11 protein-coding genes are annotated in these 13,906 nt (G+C 72.1%); 4 read left to right on the forward strand and 7 right to left on the reverse strand.

Annotated elements, in window-relative coordinates; translation table 11 throughout:
* Positions 1-16: 16 nt before the first annotated feature.
* The 6 genes from HNR40_RS56805 to HNR40_RS42350 form a co-directional block, all read right to left on the reverse strand.
* Positions 17-1,156, reverse strand: coding sequence for a sensor histidine kinase (locus HNR40_RS56805; protein WP_184971812.1), 1,140 nt, complete (start codon positions 1,154-1,156; stop codon positions 17-19).
* Positions 1,153-1,824 carry a response regulator gene (locus HNR40_RS42330; protein WP_221341495.1) on the reverse strand — a complete coding sequence of 224 codons (672 nt, stop codon included), beginning with the start codon at positions 1,822-1,824 and terminating at the stop codon, positions 1,153-1,155. Before HNR40_RS42330 ends, HNR40_RS56805 begins: the two co-directional genes overlap by 4 nt.
* The gene (locus HNR40_RS42335) at positions 1,824-3,395 is read right to left on the reverse strand and encodes a carboxylesterase/lipase family protein (RefSeq protein WP_184971814.1); all 1,572 of its coding nucleotides are present in this window, start codon (positions 3,393-3,395) and stop codon (positions 1,824-1,826) included. The genes HNR40_RS42330 and HNR40_RS42335 overlap by 1 nt, the downstream gene beginning before the upstream one ends.
* 97 nt (positions 3,396-3,492) lie before the next feature.
* Positions 3,493-5,967: a polynucleotide kinase-phosphatase gene (locus HNR40_RS42340; protein ID WP_312896730.1), complete on the reverse strand. Its 2,475-nt coding sequence runs from the start codon at positions 5,965-5,967 to the stop codon at positions 3,493-3,495.
* The gene (locus tag HNR40_RS42345) at positions 5,960-7,477 is read right to left on the reverse strand and encodes a 3' terminal RNA ribose 2'-O-methyltransferase Hen1 (protein WP_184971815.1); all 1,518 of its coding nucleotides are present in this window, start codon (positions 7,475-7,477) and stop codon (positions 5,960-5,962) included. Before HNR40_RS42345 ends, HNR40_RS42340 begins: the two co-directional genes overlap by 8 nt.
* Before the next feature lie 65 nt (positions 7,478-7,542).
* Complete coding sequence (locus HNR40_RS42350) at positions 7,543-8,457, reverse strand: LLM class F420-dependent oxidoreductase (RefSeq protein ID WP_184971817.1); 915 nt, start codon at positions 8,455-8,457, stop codon at positions 7,543-7,545.
* Positions 8,458-8,547: 90 nt separating this feature from the next.
* Between HNR40_RS42350 and HNR40_RS42355 the strand changes: the two genes are divergently transcribed.
* Genes HNR40_RS42355 through HNR40_RS42370 form a run of 4 tightly spaced genes read left to right on the forward strand, consistent with a single transcriptional unit; the run spans position 8,548 to position 12,396 of the window.
* Entirely contained in the window at positions 8,548-9,567 is a 1,020-nt protein-coding gene (locus HNR40_RS42355; RefSeq protein WP_184971818.1) for a glycoside hydrolase family 18 protein, read from the forward strand.
* A 50-nt stretch (positions 9,568-9,617) separates the two neighbouring features.
* A complete protein-coding gene (locus tag HNR40_RS42360) occupies positions 9,618-10,730 on the forward strand; it encodes a sensor histidine kinase (protein WP_184971820.1) in 1,113 nt (370 codons plus the stop codon).
* On the forward strand, positions 10,727-11,800 hold the full coding sequence (locus HNR40_RS42365; RefSeq protein ID WP_184971822.1) for a sensor histidine kinase: 1,074 nt from the start codon (positions 10,727-10,729) through the stop codon (positions 11,798-11,800). Before HNR40_RS42360 ends, HNR40_RS42365 begins: the two co-directional genes overlap by 4 nt.
* On the forward strand, positions 11,797-12,396 hold the full coding sequence (locus HNR40_RS42370; RefSeq protein ID WP_184971824.1) for a response regulator transcription factor: 600 nt from the start codon (positions 11,797-11,799) through the stop codon (positions 12,394-12,396). The genes HNR40_RS42365 and HNR40_RS42370 overlap by 4 nt, the downstream gene beginning before the upstream one ends.
* 195 nt (positions 12,397-12,591) lie before the next feature.
* On the opposite strand, the gene HNR40_RS42375 is transcribed toward HNR40_RS42370, so the two are convergent.
* Positions 12,592-13,842 (reverse strand): class I SAM-dependent RNA methyltransferase, encoded by a 1,251-nt coding sequence (locus HNR40_RS42375; protein WP_312896731.1) that lies wholly within the window; start codon positions 13,840-13,842, stop codon positions 12,592-12,594.
* Between the last annotated feature and the right edge of the window lie 64 nt (positions 13,843-13,906).

A 13,906-nucleotide genomic window follows, 5' to 3' on the forward strand; every position in this document is an offset into this window, starting at 1 on the left:
ACCCGCGACCGACAATTCAGGGACGCTGGTCGGTGGGGATCGTGGCGCTGACCACGAACCCTCCCTGCCCGTCGTCCTCGGCCGCGAACACCCCGCCCAGCAGCGTCACCCTGCGGCGCAGCCCGATCAGCCCCATCCCTGAACCCGTCGCCGCCAGTGAAGGCGAGAGCGAGGGGTGGGGCGGCTGGTTGTGGACCTCGACCTCCACCCGGTCACCCCGGTAGGAGAGCGTGACCGTCACCGGCGCGCCGGGCGCGTGCTTGCGGGCGTTGGTCAGCGACTCCTGAACCACCCGGTACGCCGCCCGCGCCACCACGGCGGGCACCTCGGCAGCATCCCCGGAGACCGAAAGCGTCACCCCCTCCCCTGAGACCAGCTCGGCCAGATCACCCCCGGTGTCCCGGTCCGGCGGCCGTCCGCCGACGCTCTTGCCGGGCAGTTCGTCACCGGCGACCACCTGCATCAGCTCGCGCAGTTCGTTGAGCGTGCGCGCCCCGGCCCGGCGGATCTGGTCGGCCGCGGTGCGGACCGGCTCGTCGCGGGCGGTCACGCGCAGCGCCTCGGCGTTCAGGACGATCTCGGTGACGTGGTGGGTGACGATGTCGTGCATCTCGGCGGCCAGCCGCCGCCGTTCGGCGACCTCGGCGCGTTCGGCCAGCAGGTGGCGTTCGGCGTCGGCCAGTTCGGCCCGCCGCCGCAGCGATCTGACCAGTTCGTAGCGGGTCTTGAGCCAGAGCGCGACGACGGCGGGCAGCGCGGTGGCCGACAGGGAGAAGTACAGCGCGGTCCACGTCGGCGCCCAGATCGGGATGGCCAGCAGGGCCAGCGCGGCGGCGAAGGCGAACGCCTGACGCCACGGCAGCAGGTACACCAGGAACGACACCACCAGCGGCGCCGCCACCGGGGCGAACACCTGCGTGGCGCCGGTGCTCATGGCCAGCGCCGCCGTGGCGGCCAGGGTGAGCGTGCCGACGGTACGCGGGAGCCGTACCACGCCGAGAAGACAGACGTCGACCAGGAGGTTCACGACCAGCTCGGCCACCTGACCGCTGCCCGCGAACAGGAGGACCTGCGCGATCGCGCACAGAACGGCCGCGCCGCAGGAGGCCAGCACCAAGGTACGGCGATCGCTCCCGGTGAGGTCGGGCCTGGTCACGGCGGGTCACCGTCACCCGGCAGCAGCCCCGCCCGGTGGGCCAGCAGCGCGGCCTGGGTGCGATGGGTGAGGCCGAGCTTGGTCAGCAGCCGCGAGACGTAGCTCTTCACGGTCGTCTCCGACAGGAACAGCCGTTGCGCGATCTCCGGGTTCGTGAGCCCTTCGCCGAGGCAGACGAGGACCTCGCGTTCGCGTTCGGCCAGTTCCTCGATCCTGGCGCGGGCGCTCTCGCCGCGCTCCGACTGGGTGACCAGCCGTCGCGCGGCGATCGGCGACATGACCACGTGCCCGTCGGCCGCGACTCTGATGAGGTTGAGCAGGTCCTCGGCGGGCGTGGTCTTGACCAGGTATCCGCTCGCCCCGGCGGCCAGCGCGGCGCGCACGTGGGTGTCGGAGTCGAAGGTGGTCAGCGCGATCACGGTGGGCGGGTCGGCCAGGGCGGCGATCTCCCTGGTGGCCGTGACGCCGTCGACGCCGGGCATCCGCAGGTCCATGAGCACCACGTCGGGCCGCCCTCGCAGGACTTCCTCGACCGCCTCGGCCCCGTCGCGCGCCTCCCCCACGACCTCGATCTCCCGGCTGGAGCCGAGGATGGTCCGCAGGTGGCCGCGTACCATCGGGTCGTCGTCGACGAGCAGCACCCTGATCACGCCTGCCGAGTCTGTCATCACCCCAGTGTCTCTCTCCAGAACAATGTCCCGCTCCAGAAGCCGCACCGGTGCGCCCGGTCCAGGTCGACGGGGCCGAGGCCGCCCTGGTCGGCCGGTTTGAGGCTGACGGCGCGCTCGCCGGTGAAGGCGGGCCAGCCGGTCGGCCGGCCGGTGCGGGCGAAGGAGGTCCAGGCGGCGATCATCTGGTCGGCCAGGCGCCACTGCCCGCCGGTGAAGTCGTCCCAGGGGTGCCCGCCCAGGTCGAACAGGTACGGCAGCTCGCTGGCATGCTGGGCCCCCGGCGGGAAGCCGGCCGGCACCCGCCCGATGTTGGGCGCCTTCTCGTCGGCGAACTCGTAGGCGTAGACCCGGGTGTGCTCGGCCATCTCCCGGTCCGCCCACAGCGTCGGGCAGGCCCAGGCCCGGTCGCTGGCCACGGTGGCCCAGGCCAGGGCGGGGCTCCGGTAAGCCGACAGCGGGTACTTCTTCATCGCGGCCTCGGCGTGCTTGCCGAAGGCGCCCTTCATGAGCTGCGGGTAGTTCTCCGCCGTCACCGGGAACCCGGCCTGGGCGGCGCCGGAGACGAAGCCGTTGCCCTCGTCCCTGGTGCCGCCTGACAGCACCGGGATCTTCAGGAACCTGCCCCGGCGCAGCGCCTCGGCCGGTTCGCCGGGCAGCAGCGGCGTGCCGTACGCGAGACTGCTGGAGAAGCTCTCGTTGACCGGCATGAGCGCAGCGGCGGGCTTGTCCCGCAGGCACTGAAGTTCCCGGCCCGCCGGGCAGCCCAGTTTCCTGGCCGCCTCCAGGCCGGTGGCGTGGTTGGCCTTCAGCGGGACATACGGCGTGAAGGTGGGCATGCCGGGGATCGGCAGGTAGGTGCCGCTGACCCACTCCAGCATGCAGGAGCCGGACTGGATGATCGCCCGGTCGGCCAGCCCGCGCGCGGCCGGGGAGGTGAGCAGGGCGCAGGTGCTCATCCCGCCGGCCGACTCCCCGAACAACGTCACGTTGCCCGCGTCCCCGCCGAAGGCCGCGGCGTTGCGCTTGGTCCAGCGCAGCGCCTCAAGCTGGTCGGCCAGGCCGAAGGTGCCGGATCCGGCCAGGCCCGGCAGGCCGAGGTAGCCGAACGCGCCGAGCCGGTAGTTGACCGTCACCACCATGACGCCGCCCTTGGCGGCCAGGCGGCGGGCGTCGTAGGCCGCGCCGGAACCGGTGGTGAAGCCGCCCCCGTGAAGCCACACCATCACCGGCAGCCGCTTGCCCGAACGCTTGGCCGGGACGGTGACGTTGACGAACAGGCAGTCCTCCGCGCCGACCTGCTTGCCCGCCTCCGTCTGCGTGCACTGCTCGCCCGGCTTGGTGGCGTCGGCCACGCCCGCCCACGGCTCGGCCCTGACGGGTTCCTTCCAGCGCAGCGGGCCGACGGGCGGGCGCGCGTACCTGATGCCGCTGAAGGTGGTGACCGCGGCCTCGGTCTGGCCGCGGATCCGGCCGGAGTCCAGCTCGACCACGGTGGGCTCGGGGGCCGCGGCGTGCGCGGCCCCCGAGACGAGGAGCAGACAGAGCCCCGCGAGCAGGGACGATCTCATGACGACTTCCTTCCGAACGCCGTTGGGACCGCCACCGTACGATCGGCGCCACGGCCCCCGGCACCTGCGGAAGTTGCGACCAGGCGACCGGAAGTTGTCAGAGGCGCGGGTCCACCGGCTCGGTCTCCATCGCCAGCACGGCGAAGACCGGCTCGTGCACGCGCCACATCGCCTCACCGTCGGCCAGCCGCGACAGCGCCTCCAGCCCCAGCGCGTGCTCACGCAGGGCCAGCGACCGCTTCTTGCCGAGGAAGCGCCGGCGCAGCACCTCCAGCGTCTCGGTGTAGTCCGGGCCGTAGATGATGCGCAGGTACTCCCGCCCGCGCACCTTGACGCCGGGCTGCACCCGGCCGGGCGTGTACACGGCGGGCTTGACCACCATGCCCTCGCCACCGGCCGCCGTCAGCGACTCCCACCACGCCGTCGCCGTCGCGCGCGAGTCGTCCGAGTCCAGCGACACGAACACGTGCCTGGTCGGCGTGATCAGCTCGGAGTCCAACCGGCCCAGCGCGGACAGGTGCCACGCGTGCGGCTCCAGCGCGGTGTTGCGGCCGCTCTGCCCGTCCCCGCAGGCCAGGATCTGGAACGGCGCCAGCCGTACCCCCTCCAGACCGTCCACGGGCCAGCAGTAGCGCGCATAAGCCTCGCGGAACCGGGCAGCGTTGTCCTCACGGCGCCGGGTGCGGTCCAGCAGGCCGCTCACATCCAGGCCGCGCCCGGCCGCCGTCTCCAGGACCGAGGTGGCCATGGGCAGCGCCGTGCGCGCCGCCGCGCCGACCGAGGCGTACTGCGACTTGATCAGCTCGCCCGCCTTCGCCGACCACGGCAGCAGCTCGCAGTCGAGCACCACCCAGTCGGCGCCGAGCTCGTCCCACAGCGGCGCCACGGCCGCGCGCAGCCGCTCCACCAGGGGCGCGGTGTCGTCAAAGAAGCGCCGCCCGGTGCGCGTGAAGATCTCGCCCGCGCTGCCGTCCGTCACGCCGAAGCGCGCCGCCGCCGCCTCGGGAGTCCTCGCCAGTACGGCTACCGCCCGCGAGCCCATGTGCTTCTCCTCGCACACCACCTCGGTGACCCCGGCGGCGGCGAACTCCTCGAACGCCTGCGCCGGGTGCTCCAGGTAGCCGTCGAGCTTGGAGGTCTCCGGCGGCGCCATGGTCGGCGGCAGGTAGACCAGCCAGCGCGGGTCCACCGCGAAGCGGCTCATGACCTCCAGCGCCGCGGCGGCGTTGGTGTCGAACACCTTGACCCGCGGGCCGAAGCGGGTCTCGACGTAGCGGGTGCCCTGGACGTCGTTGATGTCGAGCTGGCCGGGATCGCGGGTGTGGCCGCCGCCGAGCGGCTTGACCGAGGCGTACCAGACCTGCTCGGCGGGCACCGAGACGAGCTCGCGCGACGGGTAGCGCATCGCGGTCAGCTCGCCGCCGAACACCACGCCGGTGTCGAGGCAGATCGTGTTGTTGACCCACTCCGGCTTCACGGTCGGGGTGTGGCCGTAGACGACCATGGCCCGGCCCCGGTACTCCTCGGCCCACGGGTAGCGGACGGGCAGGCCGTACTCGTCGGTCTCGCCCGTGGTGTCGCCGTAGAGCGCGAACGCGCGCACGCGGCCGGAGGCGCGCATGTGGTAGGCCTCCTTGAGACCGGCGTGCGCCACGACCAGCTTGCCGTCGTCGAGGACGTAGTGGCTGAGCAGGCCGTCCATGAACGTCCGCGCCCGCTCGACGAACTCCGGGTCGCTCGCGGCGAGCTGGTCCAGCGACTCCTGCAGGCCGTGCGCGACGCGCACCTTGCGGCCGTTCATCGCGCGCACGAGCTTCTGCTCGTGGTTGCCCGCGACGCAGATGGCGGTGCCCGCCTCGACCATGTCCATGACGATCCGCAGCACGCCGGGCGTGTCGGGGCCGCGGTCGACCAGGTCGCCCACGAAGACCGCGGTGCGGCCCTCCGGGTGGTGCGTGCCCTGCCAGCCCAGCTCGGCCAGCAGGCTCTCCAGCTCCGCGCGGCAGCCGTGCACGTCGCCGATGATGTCGAACGGCCCGTGCAGGTGCCGCAGGTCGCTCCACGCCTTCTCGTAGGTGACCTGCGCGTTCTCGATCTCGTCGAGGCCGCGCAGCACGTGGACCTTCCTGAAGCCGTCCCGGTTGATCTTGCCGAGGGAGCGGCGCAGGTCCTTGCGCTGCCGGATGACGACGCCGGCGCCGAAGTCGCGGTCGGGCCGCGACTCGTTGCGCGCGATCGCCACCTCCTCGGGTACGTCGAGGACGACGGCGTCGGCCAGCACGTCATGCTGCCTGGCCAGCTCGATGAGGCTCTTGCGGGCCTGGTACTGCACGTTGGTGGCGTCGACCACGGTGAACAGGCCGCGGCTGAGCCGTACGCCCACGATGTGGTGGAGCAGGTCGAAGGCGGCGGGGGTGGAGCTCTGGTCGTTCTCGTCGTCGGAGACGAGGCCGCGGCAGAAGTCGGAGGAGATGATCTGCGTCCGCTTGAAGTGCTTGGCGGCGAACGTCGACTTCCCGCTGCCCGAGACCCCCACCAGCACCACGAGGGACAGTTCGGGAACGCTAACCACGAGTGAATACCCCCATCTGAGTCGAGGGCCCCAGCTCGGGATCCTCCTCGCCGACCGGCCTGATGCCGACGGTGTAGCCGAACCGCTCGCACACGCTCGCGCACCAGGCGGCGAACTCCGCGCGCGTCCACTCGAAGCGGTGGTCTCGGTGGCGCAGGCCGTCCAGGAACTCGTAGCGCACGTTGTACTCGACGTTCGGCGTGGTCACGAGCACGTGCTGCGGCTTGGCCGCGCCGAACACCACCCGCTCAAGCGCGGCCAGCCTGGGCGGGTCGACGTGCTCGACGACCTCCATGAGCACCGCGGCGTCGTAGCCCGCGAAGCGCTTGTCGGTGTAGGTCAGCGCGCCCTGGAACAGGGTGAGCCTGGCCCGCTTGCTATCGGACATGCGCTCCAGGCGCAGCTTGCGGGCGGCGATGGTCAGCGCCAGCGGCGAGACGTCCGCGCCCGCGACCCGGGTGAACCGCGGCCTGGCCAGCAGCGCGCCGACCAGCTCGCCCTGGCCGCAGCCGAGGTCGATCACGCTGGTGGCGCCCAGCTCCTCCAGGGTCGCCAGGACCGCCTCGCGGCGCAGCACGTTGAGCGGCCGCTGCTTCACCCTCTCCGGCTCTCCCGCGTGAGACTCCGGCGTCTCCGTCGTCTCGTGCGCCTCCGGTGTCTCGTGCGTCTCCGGCGTTTCTGCCAGGGCCTCCTCGGTCTCGGCAGCCACCGCCTCGTCGGCGGCGGTCTCGTCCGGCGCCGCCTCCTCCGACACCGCGGGCTCCAACTGCTCCTCGGTCTCGTCGCCGAGCTCGGCCAGCCGGGCCAGCGCCGAGCGGGCCAGCGTCCAGCGCCGCCCCAGGTACCGGCGGGCGATCACGCCGCGCAACGGGTGCTCGCGCAGCCATCCCTCACCGGCCCGCAGCAGCTTGTCCACCTCGTCGGGCGCGACCCAGTAGTGCTTGGCGTCGTCGAGCACCGGCAGCAGCACGTACAGCTGGTTGAGCGCGTCGGCCAGCCGCAGCGTCCCGCGCAGCGTCAGCCGCACGTACCGCGAGTCGCCCCACTCGGGAAAACCCTCGTCCAGCGGTACGGCCCGCGCCTCCACCGCCCACCCGAGCGGCTCGAACACTCCGCGGGCCAGATCGGCCCCGCCCCTGCAGACCAGCGCGACCTCCAGCGGCAGCGGCGTACCCGGCAGCTCGGGCCGGGCCTTGCACCGGCCGGCCCGCGCCGTCCTGAACACGTCGGCCAGCGCCACCGCCATCAGCGACGACGCGGCGTACGGCCGGTCGTTGACGTACTGCGACAGGCTGAAGTCGGGCGAACTCTTGCCGGTCGACCTGACCAGCGCCACCGGGTCCACTTCCAGGAGCAGGGCCACGGTGCACCGTCGCTCGTTCGCCTCTGGATAGAAGACCGTCGCCGTTCCCGTCGATTGACGGAACTCCTGCACCCGATCGGGATGCTTGTGCAGCAGGAAGCCCAGGTCAGTGGCCGGCTCGGCGGTGGTCGAGATCGTCAGTAGCACTCCGGAAGTCTGACTTATCCGGTACGGGCGGCGCCAATCAAAATCGCCGCCCGGTGCCGGCGGCCCTACACGTGGGGCAGGATCTCGGCGGCGATCAGGTCCAGATGGTCGAGGTCGTTCAGGTCCATGACCTGCAGATACACGGTCTCGGCGCCCACCTTGGAGAACTGCTCCAGCTTGCCCAGCACCTCCGGCGGCGTCCCGGCCAGGCCGTTGGTGCGCAGCTGGGCCAGGTCGGTGCCGATCGCCCGGGCCCGGCGCTCCAGCCCGGCCTGGTCGGCGGCCACGCAGACGGTCTGGGCCACCGACATGCGCACGGTGCGACCGGCCGCGTCGGCGGCCTGCCGTACCGTGTCGAAGTAGGTGCCGGTCTCGTCCACGGTGCGGAAGGGCACGTTGAACTCGTCGGCGTACGTCGCGGCGAGGCGGGGCGTGCGCTTGGCGCCGAAGCCGCCGATGATGATCGGCGGGCGCGGGCGCTGCGCCGGCTTGGGCAGCGCGGGCGAGTCCTTGAGCTGGTAGTGGGCGCCGTCGAAGGAGTACGGGCCCTCGGCCTCCCACAGGCCGGTGACGATCCGCAGCTGCTCCTCGAACCGGTCGAAACGCTCCCCGACCGGCGGGAACGGGATGCCGTAAGAGGTGTGCTCGTTCTCGTACCAGCCGGTGCCGAAGCCGAGCTCGACCCGGCCGCCGCTCATCTGGTCGACCTGGGCGACGCTGATCGCCAGCGGGCCGGGCAGGCGGAAGGTCGCGGGCGAGACCAGGGTGCCGAGACGGATGCGGGAAGTCTCCCTGGCCAGGCCCGCCAGGGTGATCCAGGCATCGGTGGAGCCGCTGCCCGGATCGCCCTGGCCGATGCGCTGATAGTGGTCGGAACGGAAGAACGCGTCGAACCCCAGCCGCTCGGTGGCCTGCGCGACGGCCAGCAGCTCGTCGTAGGAGGCGCCTTCCTGCGGTTCGGTGAAGATCCTCAACTTCATAGGCCCATTAAATCCGGAGAACGGCCTCGCGCCCGCGTGTAGCCTTGCTAGTTTCACTTTCGGTAGCCGCCCCGCCACGAAGGGTTGCTTATGCCGAACAGCCGGCACAAAAGAGAGCCGGGCACTCCCCCGCGCTCCATCGTGATGGCGGCCGCCCTGGCCCTGGCCGCAGCCACCGGCGTGGCCGTATGGCTGCTCCCGGCCCGCGCCACCCCCGAGACCCCGGTGGCCGCCCCCGCCGCCAAGCCCCCGCCGCCCACGGTCACCGCCACCCCGCGCCCCTTAGCCGCCGAGGGACCCAGCGCGTTCCTGGCGTTCGTCGACACCGCCCGCACTCCCGAGTTCAACCTGCCCGACCACAGCCGCCGCACCGGCGTGCGCTGGTACGCGCTCGGCCACGTGGTCTCCGGCGGCGAAGGCTGCGTGCCCAAGTGGGGCGGCAAGCTCGACCCCGGCAGCAACCCGGTCGCCAACCGCATCGGCCGGCTGCGCGCCGGCGGCGCCGACGCCGGCCTGTCCTTCGGCGGCCCCGCGGGCAGGGAACTGGCCGACGCCTGCGACGGCACCACCTCGCTCACCGCCGCCTACCGCCGGGTCGTGAGCGCGTTCGGCGCCCGCTTCGCCGACTTCGAGATCCGCGACAGCGCCAACGCCGACGTGGTGCTGCGCCGGGCCAGGGCGCTGCGCGCGCTGCAGCAGGAGCGGCCGCTGCACCTCACCTTCACCTTCCCGCTGGGGCCCGGCGGGCTGTCGGAACGCGACACGGCCCTGCTCAAGCTCACCCACGACGCCGGCGCCCGGATCTCCACGGTCAACCTGCTGGCCGCCATCGAGCCCCGCGACGCGCCCGAGGGCCGGATGCGGCGGGTGGCGGAAGCCGTACGGGCGGCTCATGGGCAGATCGCGCGGACGCTGGGCATCGCCGACCCCGCCCAGGCGTGGCGGAGCGTCGCGCTCACCTCGGTGCTGGTCAGCGCCGACGACCTCGGCGAGATCGACGCGCGCAAGCTGACGACGTTCGCCGCCCGCTACGAGCTGGCCTGGCTGTCGCTGCGCGGGGCGGCTCCGTCCCAGTCCGTGTCCCGTATCCTCTGGCGCACCCGTGCGTGAACTATAGGATTCAGCGCGTCAGGGGGTATTTGTCGGAGGAGGAGCGTTTGATGGCGGCCCGGCCGGAGCTGGCCAGAAAAGTGCTGCTCTACTGGATGGACGGCATGATCGCGTTCATCGCGGTCGCCTTCACCTTCATGCTGATCGGCCTCACCGCCATGGGCACGCTCTCGCGGGAGCGCGCGATCCTCGTCGGGGTGCTGCTGCTGACGCAGTTCGCCGTCTTTCCCTTCATCCTGCGCGCCGCCTACGACGACAAGCCCAGACCCACCGTCCTGCTGGCCGTCTCCGGCATGGTCATGCTGGTCTCGATCACGCTCATCCCGCCCGGCCTCGGCACCAGCACCTGGGAGATCGTCGCCGGTCTGTGGCTGGCCGGCCTGGCGATCAGCGTCCCCTGGCGGGTGAGCGTCGCCTTCGGTGTGGCACTCGCCGCCATCACCGTCCCCCTCGCCGTCTACGTCTCCAAGATAGCCCCGGTCTGGGCCCTGCTGGGGGAAGCCGTCACCCTGGTGATCACCCCGCTGGCCATGTGGTTGTGGGTGTGGCTCTGGCGCACGATCAAGGAGGCGCACGAGAGCCAGGAGGCCAAGTCCCGCCTGGCCGTCGCCGAGGAACGGCTGCGCTTCGCCCGCGACCTGCACGACCTGCTCGGCCACAGCCTGTCGGTGATCAGCATCAAGAGCGAGCTGGCGGCGAAGCTGTCGGCCAAGGACGCCGGCCGCGCCGCGGGCGAGATGTCCCAGGTCCGCGAACTGGCCGGCGGCGCGCTCGCCGAGGTCCAGGCCGCCGTCGAGGGCTACCGCTCGCTCGACCTGACGCTGGAGCTGGCCACCGTACGCGCCACGCTCGAAGCCGCCGGCGCCCGCTGCACAGTCGAGGCCAGCACCGACGACCTGTCCCCCGCCGCCCGCGCGCTGCTCGCGTGGGCGGTGCGCGAGGGCGCCACCAACATCCTCAAGCACAGTACGGCGACGCGCTGTGCCATCACCATCGACCGGGGCGTGCTGGAGATGCGCAACAACGGTGTGAAGGGCCCCCAGCGCACCACCGGCAGCGGCCTGCGCGGCCTGTCGGAACGGCTCACCGCCGCCGGCGGCACCTTCTCCGCCTCGGCCACGGACTCGGGCGAGTTCCTCCTGCGCGCGGCGGTCCCGGCATGATGCGGGCCAGCAAGCTCGACAGGATCCGGTGGCTGTTCCTGTACTCCAACGACTTCATCAACCTGACCGTCTTCTTCAGCCTGTTCCAGCTCATCTACGCCTGGCAGGAGAACTGGGCGCCCAAGCCCGTGCTCGTCGCCGCCATCGCGCTACTCGTGGCCTTCTACGCGCTGTCTACCCGGCCCCTGCGCATCGCCACCCGCGGCGGGCGGCGGCCCACCCTCCTGCTGGCCGTCGCCGGCGTCATCACGCTCGCCTTCGGCGCCTTCACCATGGTCTGGCTGGTGCCGGTGTGGCTCGGGATCGTCTCGCCGTTCCTGAGCAGGCGCGCCTTCTGGATCACGGCCCCCGTCGTCACCGGGGTGACCCTCGTGTACTCGGCCATCATCGGCGACCTGCCGTTCGTCATCATCATGGTGGTCCTGACGCTGATCGTCACCGGCGGCACCCTGGCCAACGTACGGATCTGGCGGATCGCCCAGGAAGCCCACGAAGGCCAGGAGGCCAAGGCGGCGCTGGCCGTGTCGGAGGAACGGCTGCGCTTCGCCCGCGACCTCAACGACCTGCTCGGGCAGAGCCTCGTCGACATCGGCGCCGGGGCCGGGCGGGCCGAGACCACGCTGGGCGTCGATCCGGCGCGGGCGGCGGCCGAGATGTTCGAGGTGCGGGACCTGGCCAGGAGGTCGTTGCGGGAGGTTCGCACCGCCGTACAGAACTATCGGGCGCTCGACCTCGGCGAGGTGCTCGCGAGCGTGCGCGCCGTGCTGGAGGCCGCGGACGTGCACTGCGCCATCGACGCCGACGACATCGACGACCTGCCCGCCGAGGCCCGCACGCTACTGGCCGCGGTCATCCGCGAGGGTGCCACCAACATCCTCAAGCACAGCACCGCCCAGCGGTGCACGATCACGATCAGGAATGGGGTGCTGGAGATGTCCAACGACGGGATCTCGCCCGACGCCGGCGAGCCCGGCGGGCTGCGCGGTCTGTCCCAGCGGCTGAGCGCGGCGGGCGGCACGCTGAGCGCCGGCGCCACCGACGGCGTCTACGTGCTGCGGGCCGCGGTATGACCACGCGTGTACTGCTCGCCGACGACGAACACCTGATCCGCGGCGCCCTGGCCGCCCTCCTCGACCTCGAGGACGGCATCGAGGTCGTCGCCCAGGTAGGCCGCGGCGACGAGGTCGTCCCAGCGGTACGTGCCCACAACCCCGACGTCGCCGTCCTCGACATCGAGATGCCCGGAATGGACGGCCTGACCGCGGCCGAGCAGATCAGCGACCAGTGCAAGATCGTCATCCTGACCAGCCTGGGCCGCCCCGGCTATCTGCGCCGCGCGATGGCCGCCGGAGTCAGCGGCTTCCTGGGCAAGGACGCCTCCGCCGAAGAGCTGGCCATGGCCATCCGCAAGGTGATGGCCGGCGGCCGCTACCTGGACGCCGAACTGGCCGCCGCCGCGATGGCCGCCGGCGACAGCCCCCTGACCGAACGCGAACGCGACGCCCTCCGCCTGGCCGGCGACGGCGCCCCCATCTCCCGCATCGCCACCGAACTCCACCTGACAGAAGGCACCGTCCGCAACTACCTGTCCAGCGCCATGACCAAACTCAACGCCCAGAACCGCCTGGAGGCCATCCGCACCGCCCAACGCATGGGCTGGCTGTAGCCCCGGTCCAAGGGTTGATGGCGCAGAATCCATGGCATGACGGTGATCGAGAAGTGCCTTGTGGCGGTCGCCACGAAGAATGGCCCGTGCCCTGGGCCATGGCCGGCGGCCTGGCCGCGGGCATCGCCGCCGCGGCCGGGCTGCGGGCGCTGATCATCCGATGGCGCCGGGCGCCGATCGAGCCGCCCGCCTAGGTCACCGCTTGACCAGGAGGGCCACGCACTCCACGTGGTGGGTCATGGGGAAGGCGTCGAAGGCGCGGAGGTCGGTGAGGGGGTAGCCGCGTTCGTCCAGCCAGGCCAGGTCTCGGGCCAGGGTGGCCGGGTCGCAGGAGACGTAGACGATCCGGCTGGCTTCCAGGGAGGCTATGCGGTCCACCACCTCGCGGCCCAGGCCTGAGCGGGGTGGGTCGACGACGACCAGGTCGGCGCGTTCGATCTGGAAGCGGTCCAACGCCTCCTCCACCCGGCCTCGTTCCACTCTGGCCTGGGGGAGGTCGCGGAGGTTGCTGCGGGCGTCGCGGACGGCGGCGGCCTCCGACTCGAGGCCGAAGACGGCGCCCTCGTCGCCCACCCGCTCGGCCAGCGCGGCGGCGAACAGGCCCACGCCGCAATACAGGTCCAGGGCCCATTCGCCGGGTTCGGGCTGGCCGTAGGTGAGGACGGCGTCCAGGAGGGTTTCGGCGGCCCCGGGGTGCACCTGCCAGAAGCCGCTGCCCGTCACCCGGAACTCACGGTCGTCGGCCCGCTCGTGCAGGTTGCCCGAGCCGTGGCGGGCGTCGCTGCGGCCTCTGCCCTGGTTGACGAGGATGGAGGCGTGGGCCTCCAGGTCGGGGACGGCCACCGTGCGGCGCGGGCGGGGGGCGATGACGACGTTGCGTTCGCCGCTCGACGACGCGATGACCTCCACGCCGGAGGCGCCCTTCCAGTTGTGCGCCTCGGCGCCCACCGCCTCCACCTCGGGGTGGGCGATGAGGCAGGCGTCGACGACCTCGATGTCGTGCGAGCGGTGGTGGCGGAAGCCGAGCTCGCCGTCGGGCGTGGCGGCGAACTGGACGCGGGTACGCCACCCGAGCCCGTCCCGCGCCCCGGGAACCTCCTCCACCACGATCTTGCGGTCGATCCCGGCCAGGCGGCGCAGCTGCTCGGCGACCACGTCGGCCTTCATGGCCCTCTGCGCCTCCAGCGTCGCGTGCTGCCAGTCGCACCCGCCGCACCGGCCGGGACCGGCGTACGGGCAGGGCGGCACGACCCGGTCGGGCGAGGCCTGGAGGATCTCGACGGCGTCGGCGCGCAGGAACCGGGTCGTCTCCTCGGTGACCCGGGCACGGACTCGCTCTCCGGGCAGTGCGTGGCGTACGAACACCACCCGCCCGTCATGGCGTGCCACGCACCAGCCGCCATGCGCGACCGGGCCTACCGTCAGCTCGAGAGTTGCCTGTTCCACAGCAATACAGCCTAGGCCCTCACCCGGCCGACTCCACCGAGCACCGCCTTAACTACGCTATGTA

This window comes from Nonomuraea endophytica (assembly GCF_014203235.1).
In the GTDB taxonomy this organism is placed as follows: domain Bacteria; phylum Actinomycetota; class Actinomycetes; order Streptosporangiales; family Streptosporangiaceae; genus Nonomuraea; species Nonomuraea endophytica.